An 18981-nucleotide genomic window follows, 5' to 3' on the forward strand; every position below is an offset into this window, starting at 1 on the left:
CAGTTCCAGGAGGGAACAATGTCAGCATCAGCCCGCATCATCGGCAATTTCGTCGACGGGGACTACACCACTCCCGACTCCGCGGAGTTGATCGACCGGCACGCACCCGGCACGGATGAGGTGGTCAGCAAGGTCGTCGCCTCGAGTCCCGAGGCGGTCGACGCCGCCATCAGCGCGGCCAGGGTCGCTTTCGACAGCGGACCGTGGCCCCGCACCACCGGGATGGAGCGCGCGATCATCCTGAATCGCCTCGCCGACCTCATCGACCGGGATGCCGCCGAACTCGCCCGCCTCGACAGCGAGGAAGGCGGGAAGCCGATCATCCTGGCCGAAGGCGACATCGCCGGGGCGGCCGGGCTGTGCCGCTACGCGGCGGCCCTCGCCCTCAACATGCAGGGAAAGACCTTCACGAACAACGGGCCGGACTTCACCGGACTCGTGCTGCGCGAGCCGGTCGGCGTCGTCGGCCTCATCATCCCCTGGAACTTCCCCGCCCTCATCCTGTGCCAGAAGCTGCCCTTCGCGCTCGCCGCCGGCTGCACTGTCGTCGTCAAGCCCTCCGAGTTCACGAGCTCGAGCGCCTGGGCCATCATGAAGCTCGTCGCCGAGGCCGGGGTACCGGATGGCGTCGTGAACATGGTCGCGGGCGCGGGGGCGACCGGGCAGGCGCTCACCGAGTCGCCGAAGGTGGACCTCGTCTCCTTCACCGGGTCGACCGTCACCGGACGCAGGGTGCTGGCCGCTGCGGCAGGCAACATGAAGAAGATCTCCCTCGAACTCGGAGGCAAGGCCGCGAACGTCGTGTTCGCCGACGCTGACCTCGAGGATGCCGCCGGCGGCGTGCTCTTCGGGATGAACTTCAACAACGGGGAGTGCTGCGTGTCACAGCCGCGACTGCTCGTTCAGGACACCGTCGCCGACGAGTTCGTGGCAGAGGTCGCCCGGCGGGTCGCCCGGCTCAAGGTCGGCCAGCCGCTCGACCGCTCCACCGAGATCGGCGCGCTCATCCACGCCGGGCACCTCGAGAAGGTGAACTCCTACGCCGAGAGTGCGCCATCGCACGGCGCGACCGTCGTCCTGGGAGGCACCCGGCTGACCGGCGGCGAGTACGGGAAGGGCCAGTTCCTCTCCCCGACCATCATCGACAAGGTGCCCAGCACCTCCTCCGCCTTCACCGACGAGATCTTCGGCCCCGTGCTCACCGTGACCCGGTTCGCGGATGCCGCGGAGGCCATCCGGCTGGCCAACAGCGTCGAATACGGGCTCTCCAACAGTGTGTGGAGCAAGAACCTCGACACCGTGCTCGACACGGCCAAGGCCCTGCGCAGCGGCACCGTCTACGCGAACACCACGATCGACGCGCCACCGCAGATGCCGTTCGGCGGCTATAAGGCGAGCGGCATCGGCCGCGAGATGGGCGAGGCCGGGTTCGAGGAGTTCACGGAGTTGAAATCCGTCAACATCCGTACCGGCTCGCGCGCCGGCTCCTTCGCCATCCCTGCGACCCGGTGACGGCATGACGACGGTCCTCGAGCGCATCGGCACGATGGGCGTCGTCCCGGTCGTCGTGCTCGATGATGTCGCCCAGGCCACGCCACTCGGCGATGCGCTCGTCGCCGGCGGCCTGCCCTGCGCTGAGGTCACCTTCCGCACCGCCGCAGGTGAAGCCGCCCTCGAGGCCCTCGCCGGGCGGGGCGACCTGCTCGTCGGCGCGGGAACGGTGCTGACCGCCGCGCAGGTGGACCGCGCGGTGGACGCCGGGGCCGCCTTCATCGTGAGCCCCGGGCTGAGCGCCGAGGTCGTGCGGCGCGCGCAGGAGCGAGGGGTGATCGCGTTGCCGGGGACGGCCACGGCATCCGAGGTCCAGGCCGCCGTGAACCTCGGGCTCGAGGCGGTCAAGCTCTTTCCCGCACGCGTGCTCGGCGGGACGGATCTGATCGACGCGCTGTCCGGACCGTTTCCCGGAATGCGGTTCATGCCGAGCGGCGGCGTGACACTCGCGACCGCCGGGGACTACCTCCGGCATCCGGCCGTTCTCGCCGTCGGCGGCAGCTGGATGGTGCCCCGCGCCCGGATCGCCGCCGGAGACTTCGACGCCATCCGGGCTCTCACCGAGGAGACCGTCTCGGCGCTGGCGCGAGGACCCCAGCGGTGACGACGGTCGCGGCTGCCGCGGCACCGCGGGCGCCGGACTCGCCGTACGTCGTGACCCTCGGGGAGACGATGGCTCTCCTGCACAACGAGACCATCGGGCACCTGGCCCACGCGACGGAACTGAAGCTCGGAATCGGCGGCGCGGAGTCGAACGTCGCCATCGCCCTGACGCGACTCGGCACGCCCGCGCACTGGATCGGGCGCGTCGGGGCGGACAGCCTGGGCGAGCGGGTGCAACGCGAATTGAGAGCGGAGGGGGTCGGCCTTCACGCGAACGCCGATCCGGATGCTCCCACCGGCCTCATGGTCAAGGAGCGCCGTACCGCCGGCTCCTCGCACGTCTGGTACTACCGTGCGGGAAGCGCGGGAAGCCGGCTCAGCCCGGAGGACATTCCCGAGGGACTCATCGCCGGGGCCGCGGTGCTGCACGTCACGGGCATCACCCCCGCGCTCTCGGCGAGCGCCGCGGATGCCGTGTGGGAGGCGATCGGGATCGCCCGCGACGCCGGCGTTCCCGTCTCCTTCGACGTCAACCACCGGGCAGCGCTCTGGCGCGACCGCGACCCGGGCGAGCCAGGCACGCTGTACCGCGACCTCGCCCGGAACGCCACCATCCTGTTCGCCGGTGACGACGAGGCGCGACTGCTCATTCCCGACATCGACGAACCCCTTGCGCTCGCGTCGGCGATCGGCGAACTCGGGCCGACGCAGGTCGTGATCAAGCGGGGCGCCCTGGGCTGCGTCGCGATCATCGACGGCCTGCAGTACACCCAGGAGGCCGTGCCGGTGAAGGTGGTCGACACCGTCGGCGCAGGGGACGCTTTCGTGGCCGGATACCTTGCCGAACTGGTAGCCGGCGAGGATGCCCCCACGCGACTTCGCACAGCGGTCACGACGGGCGCCTTCGCCTGCCTGACGGCGGGAGACTGGGAAGCCATGCCGCGCCGCCACGAACTCACGCTGCTGACCGCCGACGAGCCCGTCACCCGTTGACCTCGTCGGGCCTTCGGCGCTCCGCCAGCTAGATTCGAGTCATGAGCTACGACATCGACTCGGTTCGCGCCGACTTCCCCGCCCTCGCCGGCGGATCCGCCCACTTCGACGGCCCAGGGGGAACCCAGACGCCGCGACAGGTCATCGACGCGATCGCCGGAGCGCTGAGCGGGCCGCTGTCGAACCGGGGCACCCTGACGAAGGGCGAGTCCAACGCCGAGAAGACGGTGCTGGATGCCCGCGCGGCGATCGCGGACCTCGTCGGCGGCGAGGCGGGCGGCGTCGTCTTCGGTCGGAGCGCCACCCAACTGTGTTACGACTTCTCGCGCTGGATCTCGCGCTCGTGGGGGCCGGGCGACGAGGTCGTCGTCACGCGGCTCGACCACGACTCGAACGTCCGACCGTGGGTGCAGGCCGCCGAGCGCACCGGTGCGACCGTGCACTGGCTCGACTTCGACCCCGAGACCTCGGAGCTCGACGACGTCGCCACAGTGCTCTCCGACCGCACGAGACTCGTCGCCGTGACCGCCGCCTCCAACCTCATCGGCACGAAGCCTCCCCTCGCCCGGGTCGCTGCTGCGGCGCACGACGCGGGCGCCCTCGTCTACGTCGACGGCGTTCACTTCACCGCGCACTGCTCGGTGGACCTGGCCGCGCTCGGAGCGGACTTCTACGCCTGCTCGCCGTACAAGTTCCTCGGGCCTCACCTGGGTGCGCTCACCGCCTCGCCGGCACTGCTCGAGACGCTGCAGCCCGACAAGCTCCTGCCCTCGACGAACGAGGTGCCGGAGCGCTTCGAGTTCGGGACGCTCCCGTACGAGCTGCTCGCCGGCGTCGCGGCCGCCGTCGACTACCTGTCCACTCTCGGCGGGACCGGTGCCGCCTCCGGGGTTGCGAAGGGCTCACGCCGCGAGAACCTCGTCTCCTCGTTCGCAGGCCTCGAGGAATACGAAGATGCGCTGCTCGCCCGGCTGGAGGACGGCATCCGGAACCTGCCCGGCGTCACCGTGCACTCGCGCGCCGCGCACCGCACGCCGACGCTACTGCTCACGTTCGAGGGGCGCGACACCGTCGACGCGTACGAGTTCCTGGCCGCACGCGGCGTCGACGCGCCGTCCTCGAACTTCTACGCGCTCGAGACCAGCCGACGACTCGGCCTCGGCGATGCGGGGGGCCTGCGCGTCGGCCTCGCCCCCTACACGAACGACGACGACGTCGACCGCCTGCTCGCCGGACTCGCGGCCTTCCTCGCCGCCTGACCGAAGAGTCTCGCGCTACAGGTTGCTGAGGGTCGCGATGACCTGACGGGCGATCTGGCGGCCGGCCCGGTTCGCGCCGATCGTGCTCGCCTGGGGGCCGTAACCGGCGAAGAACACCCGCCCGTCCTTCCAGGACGAACCGTTGCCGACGGTCACCCCGCCCTCCTTCTCGCGCAGCTTGAGCGGGGCGAGGTGCCGCAACTCCGGGCGGAAACCGGTCGACCAGAGGATCGCATCCGCCTTCTGGAAGGTGCCATCCTCCCAGCGCACGCCATCCGGTTCGACGGAGGAGAACATCGGCTTCGCGACGAGCAGGCCTCGGTCGATCGCCGCCTGGATGCGCCGGGTACGCGGCACGCCCGTGCCGCTCACGATACTGGGCAGCGCGCGACCCGCACGGGCGGCCTCGTCCTGCATGGCGACGGCCGCGGCCCCGGCCTCGAGGTTGAGCTCGCTCTCGTCGAGGAACTCGATCGGGCGGCGGCTCACCCAGGTGAGCTCCGAGACGACCCCCTCGAGCTCCATAAGGAACCCGATCGCGGATGTCCCCCCGCCGACGACCACGACGCTCCTGTCCCTGAACTCGTCGGCCGACTCGTAGTCGCTCGTGTGCAGATGGCGTCCGGCGAAGGAGTCCAGCCCCGGGTACCAGGGGATGAACGGCGAACCCCAGGTGCCGGTCGCGTTCACGACGACATCGGTCGTGAGTTCGTGGGTCGCGCCCTGGGCATCCGTGTATTCGACGACGAGGTCGAGGTCACGATTCGACACCCTGTGCACGTCAGCCGGCCGCACGATCCGCAGGTCGTAGAACTCCTCGTACTGCCGGTAGTAGTCGGCGACGACCTCCTTGGCCGGGAGGGTGCGGTCGGCCTCGTCGAAGGTCAGGCCGAGTGCATCCATGCCCGGCAGATCGTTGATGCGGTGGGCGGACCCGACCCGCAGCGCCTCCCAGCGCAACTGCCACGCGCCGCCGGTCCCCGGCCCGCGGTCGAGCACGACGAAGTCGGTTCCGGGTTCGAGGCCGAGCCGTTTGAGGTAGAACGACACGGAGAGTCCGGCCTGGCCGCCGCCGATGACGACGACCTGCGGATGCGACGAAGCTGGGCTCACACGATTACGTTACCCGGCCATCCGGTGAGGGCGGCGAGACTGCGCCTGCATGCTAAAGTTGGAAGTTAGTTTTGGAGTCCTTGTAGGTGAATTCTGAGCATCGTCGTGTGTACTCAGGCTGGAATCGTGAGGGGGTAACCCGTGGGACGTGGTCGCCAGAAGGCTAAGCACACCAAGGTTGCCAGGGAGCTGAAGTACTTCAGCCCGAACACCAACTATGACGCGCTCGAGCGCGAGCTCACCCATGCCGAGCAGAACGAGGCCATGGAGAAGTGGCCGGAGTACAGCCACGCCGGTGACGACACCGAGCAGGGCAGCAAGTAGCTCGCCTGAGGTCCACGCGAAAAGGGCCTCGAATGGCCCTTGCCGGGCGCTCGGAAGGGCCATTCGGGACCCTTTTGCGGGCCGGCGTCAGTCGCGGTAGGTGCCGACGAGGCGCACAGCGCCGCCGGTGACGCCCTTCGCGCCCTGCTCGAATCCGTCGAGATCGCGTATGGCCGTCGAGACCTCGCCGGCGACCCAGGCCCGGATGCCGGATGCTTCGATCGTGCGGATGACGTCGGCCGCCTCCTCCGCCGCCACGATCGCGATCATGCCGACGCCGAGATTCCAGGTGCCCTCGGTCTCGGCGAGCGCAAGTTCGCCCCACTCCGCCAGCACGCGGAAAACCTCCGGCGGTGACCAGCCCGCCCGGTCGAGCTCGACCCACGAGCCGATCGGGAGCACCCGTGCGAGGTTCGCCGCGATCCCGCCGCCGGTCACGTGGCTGAGCGCGTGAACGGCATCCGGATGCTGCGCGAGCGCCGCAAGAAGCGGCCCGGTGTACAACCGGGTCGGCTCGAGCAGCGTCTCGCCGACGACGCCGAGCTCGTCGGTGCGGTCGCCGAACCCGACTCCGCGCTCGGCGAGGATGTGCCGCACGAGCGAGAACCCGTTGCTGTGGAGGCCGGAGGAGGCCAGCGCGACCACGAGATCGCCGTCGCGTACACGGTCGGGACCGAGCACCGCATCCGCTTCGACCACGCCGACGGCAGCGCCCGCGACGTCGTAGTCGTCGGGGCCGAGGAGCCCCGGATGCTCGGCGGTCTCGCCGCCGACGAGCGCGGTGCCGGTCTCGGCGCAGGCCCGCGCGATGCCGGCGACGATCGCGGCGATGCGCTCCGGCACGACCCGGCCGCAGGCGATGTAGTCGGTCATGAAGAGCGGCTTCGCACCCACCACGACGATGTCGTCGACGACCATGCCGACGAGGTCCTGGCCGATCGTGTCGTGCTTGTCGAGGGCCTGGGCGATCGCGACCTTGGTGCCCACGCCATCCGTCGACGAGGCGAGCAGCGGATGCCGGTAGGCCGTGAGCGCTGAAGCGTCGAACAGACCGGCGAATCCGCCGACGCCGCCGAGCACCTCGGGTCCGTGGGTCCTGGCGACCGCCGCCTTCATGAGCTCGACGGCGACGTCGCCCGCGCGGGTGTCGACGCCGGCCGCGGCGTAGGCGTCAGCCATGCCGACACTCGCGAGGGGTCAGTGACTGCTCGTCCGGCCCACCGTGAAGGACAGTTACTGACCCCTCGCGGCTCCGATCGGGTAGCGGATGCGCGGCCGGCGAGGTCACGCTCACTCCTGCCGCCCCGGGTCGCCGAAGACGGGGGCCAGCTCGGGTTCGGGCGCCGCCCGCTCGAGCAGGTTCTTGCCCATGAGCTGCGCATCCGGCAGCGGAATGGGATACACCCCGGTGAAGCACGCCGTGCACAGGCTCGAGCGCGGCTGCTCGGTCGCCTCGATCATGCCGTCCTCCGACAGGTATCCGAGGCTGTCGGCCCCGATCGTCTGCCGTACCTCCTCGACGCTCAGGCCCGTCGCGAGCAGCTCTGCGCGCGAGGCGAAGTCGATGCCGTAGAAGCACGGCCAGGTGATGGGCGGGCTCGAGATCCGCACGTGCACCTCCGCCGCGCCGGCCTCCCGCAGCATCGCCACGAGCGCCCGCTGCGTGTTGCCGCGCACGATCGAGTCGTCGACGACGATGAGCCTCTTGCCCTTGATGACCTCGCGCAACGGGTTGAGCTTGAGCTTGATGCCGCGCTGCCGGATGGTCTGCGACGGCTGGATGAACGTGCGCCCGACGTAGGCGTTCTTCACGAGCCCCTGGCCGTACGGGATGCCGGAGGCCTCCGCGTAGCCGATCGCGGCCGGCGTGCCGGACTCCGGCGTGGGGATCACGAGATCCGCCTCGACCGGATGCTCGTGGGCGAGCCGGCGACCCATCTCGACCCGCGCCTCGTACACGCCGCGTCCGGCGATCGTCGTATCGGGCCGGGCGAGGTAGACGTACTCGAACACGCATCCGGCGCGCCGCTCCTCGGCGAAACGCTTCGAGCGCAGTCCGTTCTCGTCGATCGCGATGAGCTCGCCCGGTTCGACCTCGCGAACGAAGGATGCGCCGACGATGTCGAGCGCCGCCGTCTCGCTCGCGACCACCCAGCCGCGCTCCAGCCGCCCGAGTACGAGGGGGCGCACACCCTGGGGGTCGCGCGCCGCGTAGAGGGTGGTCTCGTCCATGAAGACGAGGCAGAACGCGCCGCGCAGTCTCGGGAGCACCTCGAGCGCTGTCGCCTCGAGCGTGTGGTCGAGGTCGCCGGCGAAGAGGGCGGTGATGACCGCCGTGTCGGTCGTGTTCCCGCGGGCGAGCTCACCGTCGAGCTCGGGATGCCGGGAGTGCACGAGCTGCAGCAGCTCTGCGGTGTTGGTCAGGTTGCCGTTGTGGCCGAGCGCGACAGTGCCGCCTGCGGTGCGGCCGAGCGTCGGCTGGGCGTTCTGCCAGCTCGAGGATCCGGTGGTCGAGTAGCGGGTGTGGCCGACCGCGAGGTGGCCGACGAGAGTGTTGAGGGAGGATTCGTTGAAGACCTGCGAGACGAGGCCCATGTCCTTGTAGACGAGGATCTTCGTGCCGTCGCTCGTGGCGATGCCCGCCGACTCCTGGCCGCGATGCTGCAGGGCGTAGAGGCCGAAGTAGCTGAGCTTGGCCACCTCCTCGCCCGGCGCCCACACGCCGAAGACGCCGCAGGCATCCTGTGGGCCCTTCTCGCCAGGGAGAAGTTCATGACTGAGCCGACCATCGCCACCGGCCAAAAGTGTGCCCCTAACCCTCGTCCTGCTTGTGGTCATCCGGCCCCGAGCCAGGCACCGGGCCGTCCTGATTGCGGTCTTCGAGAGCCGCGCCATCCGGAACCGGGCTCGGCTCCTCGTCGACGCGCACGTCCAGTTTACCCGCGACGACCTGTGCCGACCGACGGGTCGACCGGCGATCCAGCCAGAGGGCGATGAGGGCGCCGAGGACCGCGCCGATCGGCACCCCGAACAGGGTGAAGTAGCCGAAGGTCGCGGCGAACCCGATCTCGGGGTCGGCCGGGAAGAGCGAGGTGACGACGAGCGTCGCGATGAGCCCGAGGAGCGCTCCGACGACGATGAACGCCGACAGCTTCGGCGCCCGCCGGATGCTCACGGTCGTGCGCTCTTCTTCGTCGGCGTCGTGCGGCGTCTCAGTCATGGTTCCCATTGTCTCGCGAATGCCGGCTCGCCGACATCCGGATGCGACGTCGAGCGGATTCTGCGACGCTCGGCGCTGCTGCAGCCCGGCATTCAGACGGCCGGGTTCTCCCAGGCGAGCGGGAGCACCTCGGTGAGATCCGCGCGCGATCCGGATGCCGACACCCGGTCCGCCGCGACGGCCCCGGCCCAGGTCCCGGCGCCCGTCGCCAGGTCGAGCCAGGTCGCGGCATCCATCTCGACGACATTCGGCGGGGTGCCGCGGGTGTGATTCGGGCCCTCGATGCACTGCACCGCACCGAAGGGCGGTACGCGCACCTCGACGCTGTTGCCGGGTGCGTGGTCGGCGAGCACCTGCAGGAGATAGCGCACGGCCAGCGCGGTGGCGTCCCGGTCGGCCGACGGCCCGGATTCCACCGCGGTGCGCACGGCGGCCTCACCCACGATCGCGACGATCCTCGTCTTGCCCATCACTCCACGCTAGCTGAACGAATGCGAAGGGGAACCGAGAGTTCTCGCACAGTCCGGCACCGTGCACGTCGTTTCGAACGGTTCCCCTTCGAATTCGTTCGAAGCAACAGCGGAGGCGGGGCCGGTAGCCTGTGGTGGTGCGAATCCTCCTTCTCGGCTCCGGTGCGCGCGAGCACGCCATCCTGACCGCCCTCCTCGCGGAGAACGCCGGCCACGAGGTCACCGTCGCGCCCGGCAACGCCGGGATCGCCGACGACGCCGAGACGATCGCCCTCGACCCGGAGAACCCCGGGCTCGTCGCCGACTTCGCCGCCGACAACGGCATCGAGCTCGTCATCATCGGACCGGAGGCGCCGCTCGTCGCGGGTGTCGCCGACGCGGTCCGGGCACGCCGCATCCCGGTCTTCGGACCCGGCAGGGCCGCAGCGCAGCTCGAGAGCAGCAAGGCCTTCGCCAAGCGGGTCATGGATGCCGCCGGCGTCCCGACCGGCCGCGCCGTGCGCGCGGGCACGCTCGAGGAGGTGGCCGCGGCCCTCGACGACTTCGGCGCGCCCCACGTCGTCAAGGCCGACGGGCTCGCCGCCGGCAAGGGCGTTCTCGTCACCCCCGACCGCGACGCCGCGCTCGGACACGCCGAGCACTTCCTGCAGCTCGGGCCGGTGCTCGTCGAGGAGTTCCTCGACGGCCAGGAGGTCTCGCTCTTCCTGCTCGCCGACGGATCGACCGTGCTGCCGCTCTCGCCCGCACAGGACTTCAAGCGCGTGGACGACGGCGACACCGGTCCCAACACCGGGGGGATGGGCGCCTACTCGCCCCTTCCGTGGTTGCCTGCCGGGTTCGTGCAGGAGGTGGTCGACACGGTCGCGCTCCCGGTCATCCGCCAGCTCGCCTCGGAGGGCACGCCGTTCAGCGGCCTGCTCTACTGCGGCCTCATCGTCACTTCGAAGGGACTGCGGGTCATCGAGTTCAACGCGCGCTTTGGCGACCCGGAGACCCAGGTCGTGCTGCCGCGGCTCACAACGCCGCTCAGCGGCCTGCTGCTCGCGGCGGCGACCGGCGCGCTCGGCGGGCTGCCGCATCCGGAGTTCTCGGATGACGCCTGCGTCACGGTCGTGCTCGCGAGCGAAGGCTACCCGGATGCCTCCCAGACCGGTCGCCCGATCACCGGTCTCGAGACTGCCGCGGCCGTGCCGGGCGTCAACGTGCTGCACGCGGCGACCGCCCGCGACGGGGACCTGCTTCTCGCCACCGGCGGCCGCGTGCTCAGTGTCGTGGCACGCGCAGGCGATTTCGCCGAGGCCCGCGAGCGCGCCTACCGCGCGATCGGCGCGATCGGACTCGAGGGCTCCCATTACCGCACCGACATCGCGCTGCGGGTGGCGGAGTGAGCGCCGACGAGAGCCGCGACGGCGAACTGACGGCAGCCGGCGAGAGGCGCGCCGGCGATGTGAAGACAGCCGGCTGGGAGCTCTTCTACTCGGGCAAGGTGCGCGACCTGTACCGGTCGGCCGCCCGGCCGGGCGAGGTGCTCATGGTCGCGAGCGACCGGGTGAGCGCCTTCGACCATGTGCTCGAGCCGGGCATCCCGGGCAAGGGCGAGCTGCTCACTCGGCTCAGCCTCTGGTGGTTCGATCGACTCGACGGCGTGCCGAACCACCTCGTGAGCGACCATGATGTCGCAGGCGGCGCTGCAAGCCTGATCCCGGATGCGGTGGCCGGGCGGGCGATGCTCGTGCGCACGCTCGAGATGTTCCCGATCGAGTGCGTCGTGCGCGGCTATCTGGCCGGGAGCGCCTGGGCCGAGTACCAGGCGAGCGGAAGCGTGTGCGGCATTGCGCTGCCGGCCGGGCTCTCGTTCGGCGACCGGCTGCCGCATCCGGTGTTCACCCCCGCGTTCAAGGCTCCGATGGGCGAGCACGACGAGAACATCACCTTCGAGCGCACGGTCGAGCTCGTCGGGGCGGATGCCGCAGAGGCCCTGCGCGCGCTGAGCCTCGACATCTATTCGCGCGCAGCGGCGATCGCCGAGCAGCGCGGGCTCATCCTCGCCGACACCAAGTTCGAGTTCGGTGCCGACGCCGACGGCGCGATCACGCTCGCCGACGAAGTGCTCACGAGCGACAGCAGCCGGTATTGGGACGCAGCGGCCTGGGCGCGCGGCGAGCGCAGGGACAGCTTCGACAAGCAGGTCGTGCGCGACTGGCTCTCGGCGAACTGGGACCCTTCGGCGAGTTCGGGGTCGGAGTCGAGCGACGCCCCCGGCGATTCGGATGCGCCGCCCCGGCTCCCCGACGACGTGGTCGCCCTCACTGCGGCCCGGTATCGCGAACTCATCGAGCGCCTCACCGCCTGAGCCCCCGCACAGCCGGTCCATCACTCTCCAAGTCCGCTGGGACTGGGGCCGCCTGGCCCAACGATGCGCAGTTTTGTCAACGATGCGCCTGCTGTAGAAGCAGCATCGTTGACAAAACTGCGCATCGTTGCGGATTACGTCTGCAAGGGAATACTTGAATGTTCAAGTAAGTTGTGATGGACTAGGAGGCATCATGACGCAGAACACGCAGGACATCCTCGCCGCAGGCACCGCCATGGGCACGGTGACGCTCAAAGTCGCCGACCTCGACCGCATGATCGCGTTCTACCGTGACGGGGTCGGCCTCGACCTCCTCGCCCAGGATGCCGCCAGTGCGATCCTCGGCCGTCCCGGCCGCCCGTCGCTCGTCCTCCAGGTCGCACCCGAACTCCGGCACGCCGGCGAGCACGAGGCCGGTCTCTATCACACCGCCTTCCTGTTCGCGGAGAAGGCCGACCTGGCCGCGGCCGTCTACTCTGTGGCTCAGAAGCATCCGTCGAGCTTCACCGGCAGCTCCGACCACTTCGTGAGCAACGCCTTCTACTTCGACGACCCGGAGGGCAACGGCGTCGAGCTCTACTGGGACACCGAGCGAAAGTTCTGGGAGTGGGACGGCGGCTCGGTACGCATGGGCACCGTGTACCTCGACCCGAACCTCTTCCTGCAGGAGAACCTCACCGAGGCCGGTGCGGTGAAGCCGGGCGAAGGTGACGCCGGCATCGGCCACGTGCACCTCAAGGTCGGCGACATACCGACCGCCAGGAAGTTCTACGTCGACACCCTCGGCTTCGAGACGACGTTCGAGTACGGCAGCCAGGCGCTCTTCGTGAGCGCGGGCGGCTACCACCACCACGTCGGCATGAACACCTGGCACAGCTCCGGCGCCGGCACCCGCACCCCGGCGCTCGGCCTCGGCCAGGTCTCGATCGAGGTCCCGTCGAAGGACGACCTCGGCAGCCTCCGCGAACGGCTCGCCGCCGCAGGCATCCAGGTCGCCGATGACGGCGCCGAGGTCGTGTTCGACGACCCCTGGGCCAACCTCGTCAGGGTTCGCGCCTCCGCCTGACCGCAGCCCGCGCCGGCACGACCGGGCTCAGCGCAGCACCGAGCTGAGCAGCAGGCTCGTCTCGCTGTTGACGACGCCCTCGATGGCCCGGATGCGCCCGAGCACGCCGTCGAAGTGCGCGAGCGTCTCGGCACCCAGCTCGGCGACGAGATCCCATCCGCCATTAGTGGTGTGCAGCGACCGGATCTCCGGGAACCCGCGCAGCTCCCGGATGACGTTGTCGGTCGTGCGGCCCTCCACCTCGATGAGCGTCATGGCGCGCACCGCGAGCGGGTCGAGCTCGTCGCGCACCCGCACGGTGAACCCGATGATTGTCCCGGATGCGGTGAGCCGCTCGATCCTGGCCGTGACGGTCGCGCGCGCCACGCCGAGCCGACGCGCGAGCTCGGCCACCGGCATCCGGCCGTCCTCGCGGAGGGCGGAGAGCAGCCGTCGGTCGATCTCGTCGAGGGAAATGTTAGCCATATTGCGCAATGATACTGATCAGTCAGCGCAACTCATAGGCAGATTGTGTACAGTCTCAGCCTTGTCGTTGCATATCGGCAAGTCGTACCGTGAAGGCAGAGTAAGCAGCACGGTGTGAGGAGCACAGAATGACCCGGTTCGTCGACGTCCACAACATGGTGCGATGGGTCGGCCACCATGGCCCGACCGCGATCATGGCCGGCCTCGTCGGCTACCTCGAGGACGACTTCCGCCGCTGGTCGAGCTTCGAGAAGTCGCCGCGCGTTGCGAGCCACACGCCTTACGGCGTCATCGAGCTCATGCCCACGAGCGACATGGAGACCTACGGCTTCAAGTATGTCAACGGGCACCCGTCCAACCCGGCGCGGGGCTTCCAGACGGTGACCGCGTTCGGCGTGCTCGCCGATGTGCACAACGGCTACCCCACCTTCCTCTCCGAGATGACCGTGCTCACCGCGCTGCGCACCGCAGCGACCTCCGCCATGGTCGCGAAGGCGCTGGCCCGCCCCGACAGCCGCACGATGGCCCTCATCGGCGCCGGCAGCCAGGCCGAGTTCCAGTCCTGCGCGATGCGTGAGGTGCTCGGAGTCGATCGTCTGCGCGTCTGGGACACCGACCCGGATGCCACGGCCAAGCTCGTACGCAACCTCGAACCGCTCGGCTTCGACATCACCGTCGCGATGTCGGGCAAGGATGCCGTGGCCGGCGCCGACATCGTCACGACCTGCACGGCGGACAAGACGAACGCGACCGTGCTCACCCGTGACATGGTCTCGCCCGGCATGCACCTCAACGCGATCGGCGGCGACTGCCCCGGCAAGACCGAGCTCGACCCCGCCATCCTCGACGCCTCGACGGTCTTCGTCGAGTACCCGCCGCAGACGCGCATCGAGGGCGAGATCCAGAACCGGCCGGAAGACTTCCCGGTCACCGAGTTCTGGAAGGTGTTGACCGGCGAGGCACCGGGTCGCACCTCGGACGACCAGGTCACCGTCTTCGACTCGGTGGGCTTCGCGATCGAGGACTTCTCGGCGCTGCGGTACGTGCGGGACTCGGTGGACGCGACCGACTTCTACGAGGACATCGACCTCGTCGCGAACCCGGACGACCCCAAGGACCTCTTCGGCTTCGTGGGCGCGTTCGCCCCCGTCGGCGGCTGAGCGTGAGCGCGCAGGCCCCGTCCGCGGTCGTGCTGGTGCGCCCGCATCACTTCGACGTGAACCCGGTCACCGCGGCCGACAACCTGTTCCAGTCCGCTGAGCCGAACCACTCGGCCGAGCGCGCGGCATCCGCCTACCGGGAGACGACCGCCCTCGCCGAGGCGCTCGAGGCGGCGGGCGTTCGCGTGCACCTGTTCGAGGACGAGCGCACCGACCGCCCCGACAGTGTCTTTCCGAACAACTGGCTCTCGACGCACATCGGCGGCCACGTCGCCGTCTACCCGATGTTCGCGCCCAATCGCCGGCTCGAGCGCCGCCAGGACATCCTCGACCTGCTCAAGACCGAGTACCGCGTGCAGGATGTGATCGACTACTCGGGTCTCGAGGTCGACGGTCTCTATCTCGAGGGCACCGGCGCGATGGTGCTCGACAACGACGAGCGCGTCGCCTATGTCGCGCGATCGAACCGCGCCGACCCGATCGCGCTCGAGCGCTTCTGCACCAACTTCGGCTATGAGCCCATGGTCTTCGACGCGGCCGACCCGAGCGGCACCCCGATCTACCACACCAATGTGCTCATGTGCGTCGCCACCGACTTCGTGCTCGCCGGCGTCTCGATGATGCAGCCGGATGCGCGTCGCGCCGAGATCGTCGAGCGGCTGAGCGCGGGCGGCCGGGAGGTCATCGACCTCGACTTCGGGCAGCTCACCGACTTCGCCGGCAACGCCATGGAGTTGACCGGCTCCGATGGTCGCATCCTCGCGATGTCCCGCCGGGCAGCCGACAGCCTCCGCCCCGAGCAGCGGGCCGTCATCGAGCGCAGCTGCCGCATCGTCGCCGTCGACGTGCCGACGATCGAGCTCTCCGGCGGGTCGGTGCGCTGCATGATCGCCGGCATCCATCTCACACCGCGGCGACCGGAACCGCACGGGGCCTGAGCCGCGCAGAGCCCGAGCTGCGCGGAGCCTGAGCCGCGCGGAGCCCGAGCCGTATCGACCGCGGGCCTCGCGACTTCGCACTAGCCTTCTGGAGTGAAGCGTCTCAGCCGGGTGGTCGCGATCCCGCTCGCCCCCGTCCTGATCGCCCAGGCACGCGACCTGCGCCGCACGATTCCCCGCCTCCCGGATGCCGCCCTCCCCTGGTCGGGTGAGCTCGCCGGCCCACGGCCGGTGCGGCTGCTCGTGCTCGGCGACTCGACGGCTGCCGGGGTCGGCGCCAGCACCCAGGCCGAGGCTCTCCCCGGCAACCTGGCCCAGGCCATCCGGAGCCGGTTCGACCGGGGAAGCGTGTGGGAGGCGGCGGGGCGCAACGGTGCGACAGCCCGCGACCTGCTCACCGACTACCTCGAGGAGGCCACGCGAAACGACTACGACCTCGTGTTCGTGACGATCGGCGCCAACGACGCTCTCGGGCTGCGGTCCCGCCGTGCGTTCTCCCACGATGTCGCCGAGATCGTCGAGCGGATGCGGGAGGCGAGTCCGAGCGCGCTCATCCTCGTCTCGCTCATGCCGCGGTTCGACCGGTTCGCGAGCCTGCGCAACCCGGTTAGGTGGAACCTCGCCCTGCATGCGGCGAGTCTCGACGAGGGCGCCCGGCGAGCGGTCGACGGCAGGCCGGGGGTGTTCGCCATCCCGAAGCCCGACCCCTATACGCCCGAGTTCTGGGCGGGCGACGACTTCCACCCGAGCGCGGAAGGCTACCGGCAGTGGGTCGACTTCGCGTTACGGGAGGTCCCGGACGACCTACTGGCTCGGTTCCTCGCTTAGCCGGCCTCGCAATCGGCTCCGACTCCGTCAGGCGATCGGTGCTTCAGCAGGCTCCCGGCCTGGCGCCGACCCGCCCTGCTGCGCCCAGGCGACCGTCTGCTTCGGCTTGGCGAAGAACGCCACCACGACGGCGCACAACAGTGCGACCGCGGCCGGCAGCAGCAGCGACTGCGCCATCGCGTTGCTGAAACCCGCTTGCAGGAACCCGGGAAGCACCCCGGAGAACCCCTGGTCGCCGGATGCCGCACCGGGCAGTTCCACCGTGAGCCGCACCTGGATGAGCGCCGCCACCGAAGCACTGCCGAGCACAGAGCCGACCTGCCGCGTCGTGTTGTAGACGCCGGAGCCCGCACCGGCCTTGGCCTGCGGGAGATTGCGGGTCGCGGTCGTGGAGATCGGCGACCAGACGCAGGCGTTCGCCACGCCCATGAGGGCGCTCGGCAGGAGGAGCCAGACGATCTGGGCATCCGGGGTCAGGAGAGCCGAGTACCAGGTGAGCGAGCCGGCGAGGCAGAGGGCGCCGACGATCGCGATGTAGCGCGGGTTCACCCGGTCGACGAGGCGGCCGACCGGCTGAGCGAGGCCGGCACTGATGACGGCCATCGGAACGAGCATGAGCGCCGATTCTGTCGGAGTGAGGCCGAGCACGAGCTGGAAATAGAACACGAGGGGAAGGGACATGCTCGTCACGGTGAACCCGACGGTCGAGATCGCGCCGTTGGCGAGCGAGAAGTTGCGGTCACGGAAGAGGCCGAGGGGCAGGAGCGGCTCGCCGGACCTATTGACCGCCTGCCACACCACGAAGACCCCGAGCACGACGATGCCCGCGATGATGAGTCCCCACACCGAGATCGGGCCGGCGATCGTCCCCCAGTCGTAGCTCTCCCCTTCCTGCAGTCCGAAGACGAGAAGGAACATGCCGAGGGTGCTCAGCACGACGCCGGGGATGTCGAAACGGTGCGGGTGCGTCTCGAGTCGCGGCACGAGCCGCCAGGCCAGAACGAAGGCCACGATTCCGACCGGAACGTTGACGAAGAAGATCCACTCCCAGCCGAGGGTGTCGACGAGCACCCCGCCGAGCACCGGACCGACGAGTGTCGCGACACCGGCCGTCGCACCCCACAGGCCCATCGCCTGGCCGCGGCGATCCGGAGGGAAGATCCGGGTGATGACGGCCATCGTCTGGGGCGTCATCATCGCCGCACCGAGACCCTGGAACACGCGCGCGAGGATGAGCTGTCCGATGTCTCCGGAGAACCCGCACCAGGCGGAGGCGACGGTGAACACGACGAGTCCCATGAGGTACAGGTTCTTCGGACCGAAGCGGTCCCCGAGCCGTCCGGTGATGAGCAGCGGCACCGCGTAGGCGAGCAGGTACGCGCTCGTGACCCAGATGACCGCGTTGATGTCGGTCTGCAGCCCCTCCATGATCCTGGGGTTCGCGACCGACACGATCGTCGTGTCGATGAGGATCATGAAGAAGCCGACGACGAGAGCCCAGAGGGCGGGCCACGGCCGGTAGGTTTTGTTCATCGCCTCGTGAATCTACGCGCACCGGACGACTTCGCCAAACCAGTGTCGGCTGGGCGCCGGATAGACTGGGTGCATCCATCCGCTTCGCATCCGCAGGAGTCGCCCGTGCCGGTCATCGTCGTCGAGGTCATGCCGAAGGCCGAGCTTCTGGACCCGGCGGGCAAGGCCGTCGCCGGAGCGCTCGCGCGGCTCGGAGACTCGCCGTTCTCGGCCGTGCGCATCGGCAAGCGTTTCGAGCTCACCGTCGACGGGCCGGCGGATGATGCGGCGCTCCAGGCCGCACGCGCGCTCGCGGAATCCCTCCTCTCCAACTCGGTGATCGAGGATGTCGTCGGCGTGAGATTCCTCGACGTCGAGGTCGCGAGCAGTTCGGCCGGCGTCGCAGGGGAGACGCATTGATGCGCATCGGCGTCATCACCTTCCCCGGCTCGCTCGACGACCGCGACGCGCAGCGCGCCATCCGCACGGCCGGCGCCGAGCCGGTCGCGCTCTGGCACGGCGACCACGACCTCGGCGGCGTCGACGCGCTCGTGCTCCCGGGCGGTTTCAGCTACGGCGACTACCTGCGGTGCGGTGCGATCGCGAGCCTGTCGCCCATCATGAGCGAGGTCGTCGACGCGGCGAACAAGGGGATGCCGGTGCTCGGCATCTGCAACGGCTTCCAGATGCTCGTCGAGGCGCACCTGCTGCCGGGCGGCCTCGTGCGCAACGACCACGGCTCCTTCGTCTGCCGCGACCAGCGCCTGCGCGTCGAGAACACCGCGACGGCCTGGACCAACGGCTTCGAGACCGGCGCCGAGATCACCATCCCGCTCAAGAACGGCGAGGGCGGCTACCTCGCGGATGCGGAGACGATCGCGCGCCTCGAGGGCGAGGGCCGGGTCGCCTTCCGCTACCTCGAGGTGAATCCGAACGGCTCACTCAACGACATCGCCGGGATCGCGAACGAGCGGGGCAACGTCGTCGGGCTCATGCCGCATCCGGAGCACGCCACGGAGGAGGGCTTCGGTCCGGACACCGCCGCCGCCATGCGCAACGGCACCGACGGCCTCACCTTCTTCACCAGCGTGCTGCGAACGCTCGCCCTCGCCTGAACGCCCGCGCA

General features: G+C 69.8%; 20 protein-coding genes. 13 read left to right on the forward strand and 7 right to left on the reverse strand.

Going from position 1 to position 18981, the window contains the following annotated elements:
- Positions 1 to 18 precede the first annotated feature (18 nt).
- From ABD678_RS00775 to ABD678_RS00790, 4 genes are read left to right on the forward strand one after another with little or no spacing between them, the layout of a single operon-like run.
- Positions 19 to 1512, forward strand: coding sequence for an aldehyde dehydrogenase family protein (locus ABD678_RS00775; protein ID WP_344752732.1), 1494 nt, complete (start codon positions 19 to 21; stop codon positions 1510 to 1512).
- Positions 1513 to 1516: 4 nt separating this feature from the next.
- Complete coding sequence (locus ABD678_RS00780) at positions 1517 to 2155, forward strand: bifunctional 4-hydroxy-2-oxoglutarate aldolase/2-dehydro-3-deoxy-phosphogluconate aldolase (protein WP_344752734.1); 639 nt, start codon at positions 1517 to 1519, stop codon at positions 2153 to 2155.
- A complete protein-coding gene (locus tag ABD678_RS00785) occupies positions 2152 to 3147 on the forward strand; it encodes a sugar kinase (RefSeq protein WP_344752736.1) in 996 nt (331 codons plus the stop codon). Before ABD678_RS00780 ends, ABD678_RS00785 begins: the two co-directional genes overlap by 4 nt.
- Before the next feature lie 41 nt (positions 3148 to 3188).
- Entirely contained in the window at positions 3189 to 4406 is a 1218-nt protein-coding gene (locus tag ABD678_RS00790) for a cysteine desulfurase-like protein (protein WP_344752738.1), read from the forward strand.
- Positions 4407 to 4421: 15 nt separating this feature from the next.
- On the opposite strand, the gene ABD678_RS00795 is transcribed toward ABD678_RS00790, so the two are convergent.
- Positions 4422 to 5519, reverse strand: coding sequence for an NAD(P)-binding domain-containing protein (locus tag ABD678_RS00795; protein WP_344752740.1), 1098 nt, complete (start codon positions 5517 to 5519; stop codon positions 4422 to 4424).
- 141 nt (positions 5520 to 5660) lie between these two features.
- Between ABD678_RS00795 and ABD678_RS00800 the strand changes: the two genes are divergently transcribed.
- Positions 5661 to 5843 (forward strand): DUF3073 domain-containing protein, encoded by a 183-nt coding sequence (locus ABD678_RS00800; RefSeq protein WP_344752742.1) that lies wholly within the window; start codon positions 5661 to 5663, stop codon positions 5841 to 5843.
- Positions 5844 to 5930: 87 nt separating this feature from the next.
- On the opposite strand, the gene purM is transcribed toward ABD678_RS00800, so the two are convergent.
- From purM to ABD678_RS00820, 4 genes are all read right to left on the reverse strand, one after another.
- Entirely contained in the window at positions 5931 to 7022 is a 1092-nt protein-coding gene (purM, locus tag ABD678_RS00805; protein WP_344752744.1) for a phosphoribosylformylglycinamidine cyclo-ligase, read from the reverse strand.
- 111 nt (positions 7023 to 7133) lie between these two features.
- Positions 7134 to 8681 carry an amidophosphoribosyltransferase gene (purF, locus tag ABD678_RS00810; protein WP_344752746.1) on the reverse strand — a complete coding sequence of 516 codons (1548 nt, stop codon included), beginning with the start codon at positions 8679 to 8681 and terminating at the stop codon, positions 7134 to 7136.
- The gene (locus tag ABD678_RS00815; RefSeq protein WP_344752748.1) at positions 8656 to 9063 is read right to left on the reverse strand and encodes a hypothetical protein; all 408 of its coding nucleotides are present in this window, start codon (positions 9061 to 9063) and stop codon (positions 8656 to 8658) included. The genes purF and ABD678_RS00815 overlap by 26 nt, the downstream gene beginning before the upstream one ends.
- Before the next feature lie 92 nt (positions 9064 to 9155).
- Entirely contained in the window at positions 9156 to 9533 is a 378-nt protein-coding gene (locus tag ABD678_RS00820; protein ID WP_344752750.1) for a sterol carrier family protein, read from the reverse strand.
- Positions 9534 to 9670: 137 nt separating this feature from the next.
- Here ABD678_RS00820 and purD point away from each other — a divergent pair, with 137 nt between their 5' ends.
- The 3 genes from purD to ABD678_RS00835 all read left to right on the forward strand — a co-directional run bounded on the left by purD (position 9671) and on the right by ABD678_RS00835 (position 12952).
- Positions 9671 to 10921: a phosphoribosylamine--glycine ligase gene (purD, locus tag ABD678_RS00825; protein ID WP_344752752.1), complete on the forward strand. Its 1251-nt coding sequence runs from the start codon at positions 9671 to 9673 to the stop codon at positions 10919 to 10921.
- Between the two features lie 26 nt (positions 10922 to 10947).
- Complete coding sequence (locus ABD678_RS00830) at positions 10948 to 11886, forward strand: phosphoribosylaminoimidazolesuccinocarboxamide synthase (protein ID WP_425561936.1); 939 nt, start codon at positions 10948 to 10950, stop codon at positions 11884 to 11886.
- Between the two features lie 193 nt (positions 11887 to 12079).
- A complete protein-coding gene (locus ABD678_RS00835; RefSeq protein WP_344752754.1) occupies positions 12080 to 12952 on the forward strand; it encodes a VOC family protein in 873 nt (290 codons plus the stop codon).
- 27 nt (positions 12953 to 12979) lie between these two features.
- Here the strand turns inward: ABD678_RS00835 and ABD678_RS00840 are convergent, their stop codons facing one another.
- The gene (locus tag ABD678_RS00840; RefSeq protein ID WP_344752756.1) at positions 12980 to 13417 is read right to left on the reverse strand and encodes an Lrp/AsnC family transcriptional regulator; all 438 of its coding nucleotides are present in this window, start codon (positions 13415 to 13417) and stop codon (positions 12980 to 12982) included.
- 128 nt (positions 13418 to 13545) lie between these two features.
- Between ABD678_RS00840 and ABD678_RS00845 the strand changes: the two genes are divergently transcribed.
- From ABD678_RS00845 to ABD678_RS00855, 3 genes are all read left to right on the forward strand, one after another.
- The gene (locus ABD678_RS00845) at positions 13546 to 14577 is read left to right on the forward strand and encodes an ornithine cyclodeaminase (protein WP_344752758.1); all 1032 of its coding nucleotides are present in this window, start codon (positions 13546 to 13548) and stop codon (positions 14575 to 14577) included.
- A gap of 2 nt (positions 14578 to 14579) precedes the next feature.
- A complete protein-coding gene (ctlX, locus tag ABD678_RS00850) occupies positions 14580 to 15515 on the forward strand; it encodes a citrulline utilization hydrolase CtlX (RefSeq protein WP_344752760.1) in 936 nt (311 codons plus the stop codon).
- Between the two features lie 93 nt (positions 15516 to 15608).
- A complete protein-coding gene (locus tag ABD678_RS00855; RefSeq protein WP_344752762.1) occupies positions 15609 to 16343 on the forward strand; it encodes an SGNH/GDSL hydrolase family protein in 735 nt (244 codons plus the stop codon).
- Positions 16344 to 16370: 27 nt separating this feature from the next.
- Here the strand turns inward: ABD678_RS00855 and ABD678_RS00860 are convergent, their stop codons facing one another.
- On the reverse strand, positions 16371 to 17876 hold the full coding sequence (locus ABD678_RS00860) for a DHA2 family efflux MFS transporter permease subunit (protein ID WP_344752764.1): 1506 nt from the start codon (positions 17874 to 17876) through the stop codon (positions 16371 to 16373).
- A 105-nt stretch (positions 17877 to 17981) separates the two neighbouring features.
- Between ABD678_RS00860 and purS the strand changes: the two genes are divergently transcribed.
- Both purS and purQ read left to right on the forward strand, forming a co-directional pair.
- The gene (gene purS, locus ABD678_RS00865) at positions 17982 to 18275 is read left to right on the forward strand and encodes a phosphoribosylformylglycinamidine synthase subunit PurS (RefSeq protein WP_344752766.1); all 294 of its coding nucleotides are present in this window, start codon (positions 17982 to 17984) and stop codon (positions 18273 to 18275) included.
- On the forward strand, positions 18275 to 18970 hold the full coding sequence (gene purQ, locus ABD678_RS00870) for a phosphoribosylformylglycinamidine synthase subunit PurQ (RefSeq protein WP_344752767.1): 696 nt from the start codon (positions 18275 to 18277) through the stop codon (positions 18968 to 18970). Before purS ends, purQ begins: the two co-directional genes overlap by 1 nt.
- Positions 18971 to 18981: the final 11 nt, after the last annotated feature.

This window comes from Leifsonella bigeumensis (assembly GCF_039537265.1).
GTDB classification, from domain to species: domain Bacteria; phylum Actinomycetota; class Actinomycetes; order Actinomycetales; family Microbacteriaceae; genus Terrimesophilobacter; species Terrimesophilobacter bigeumensis.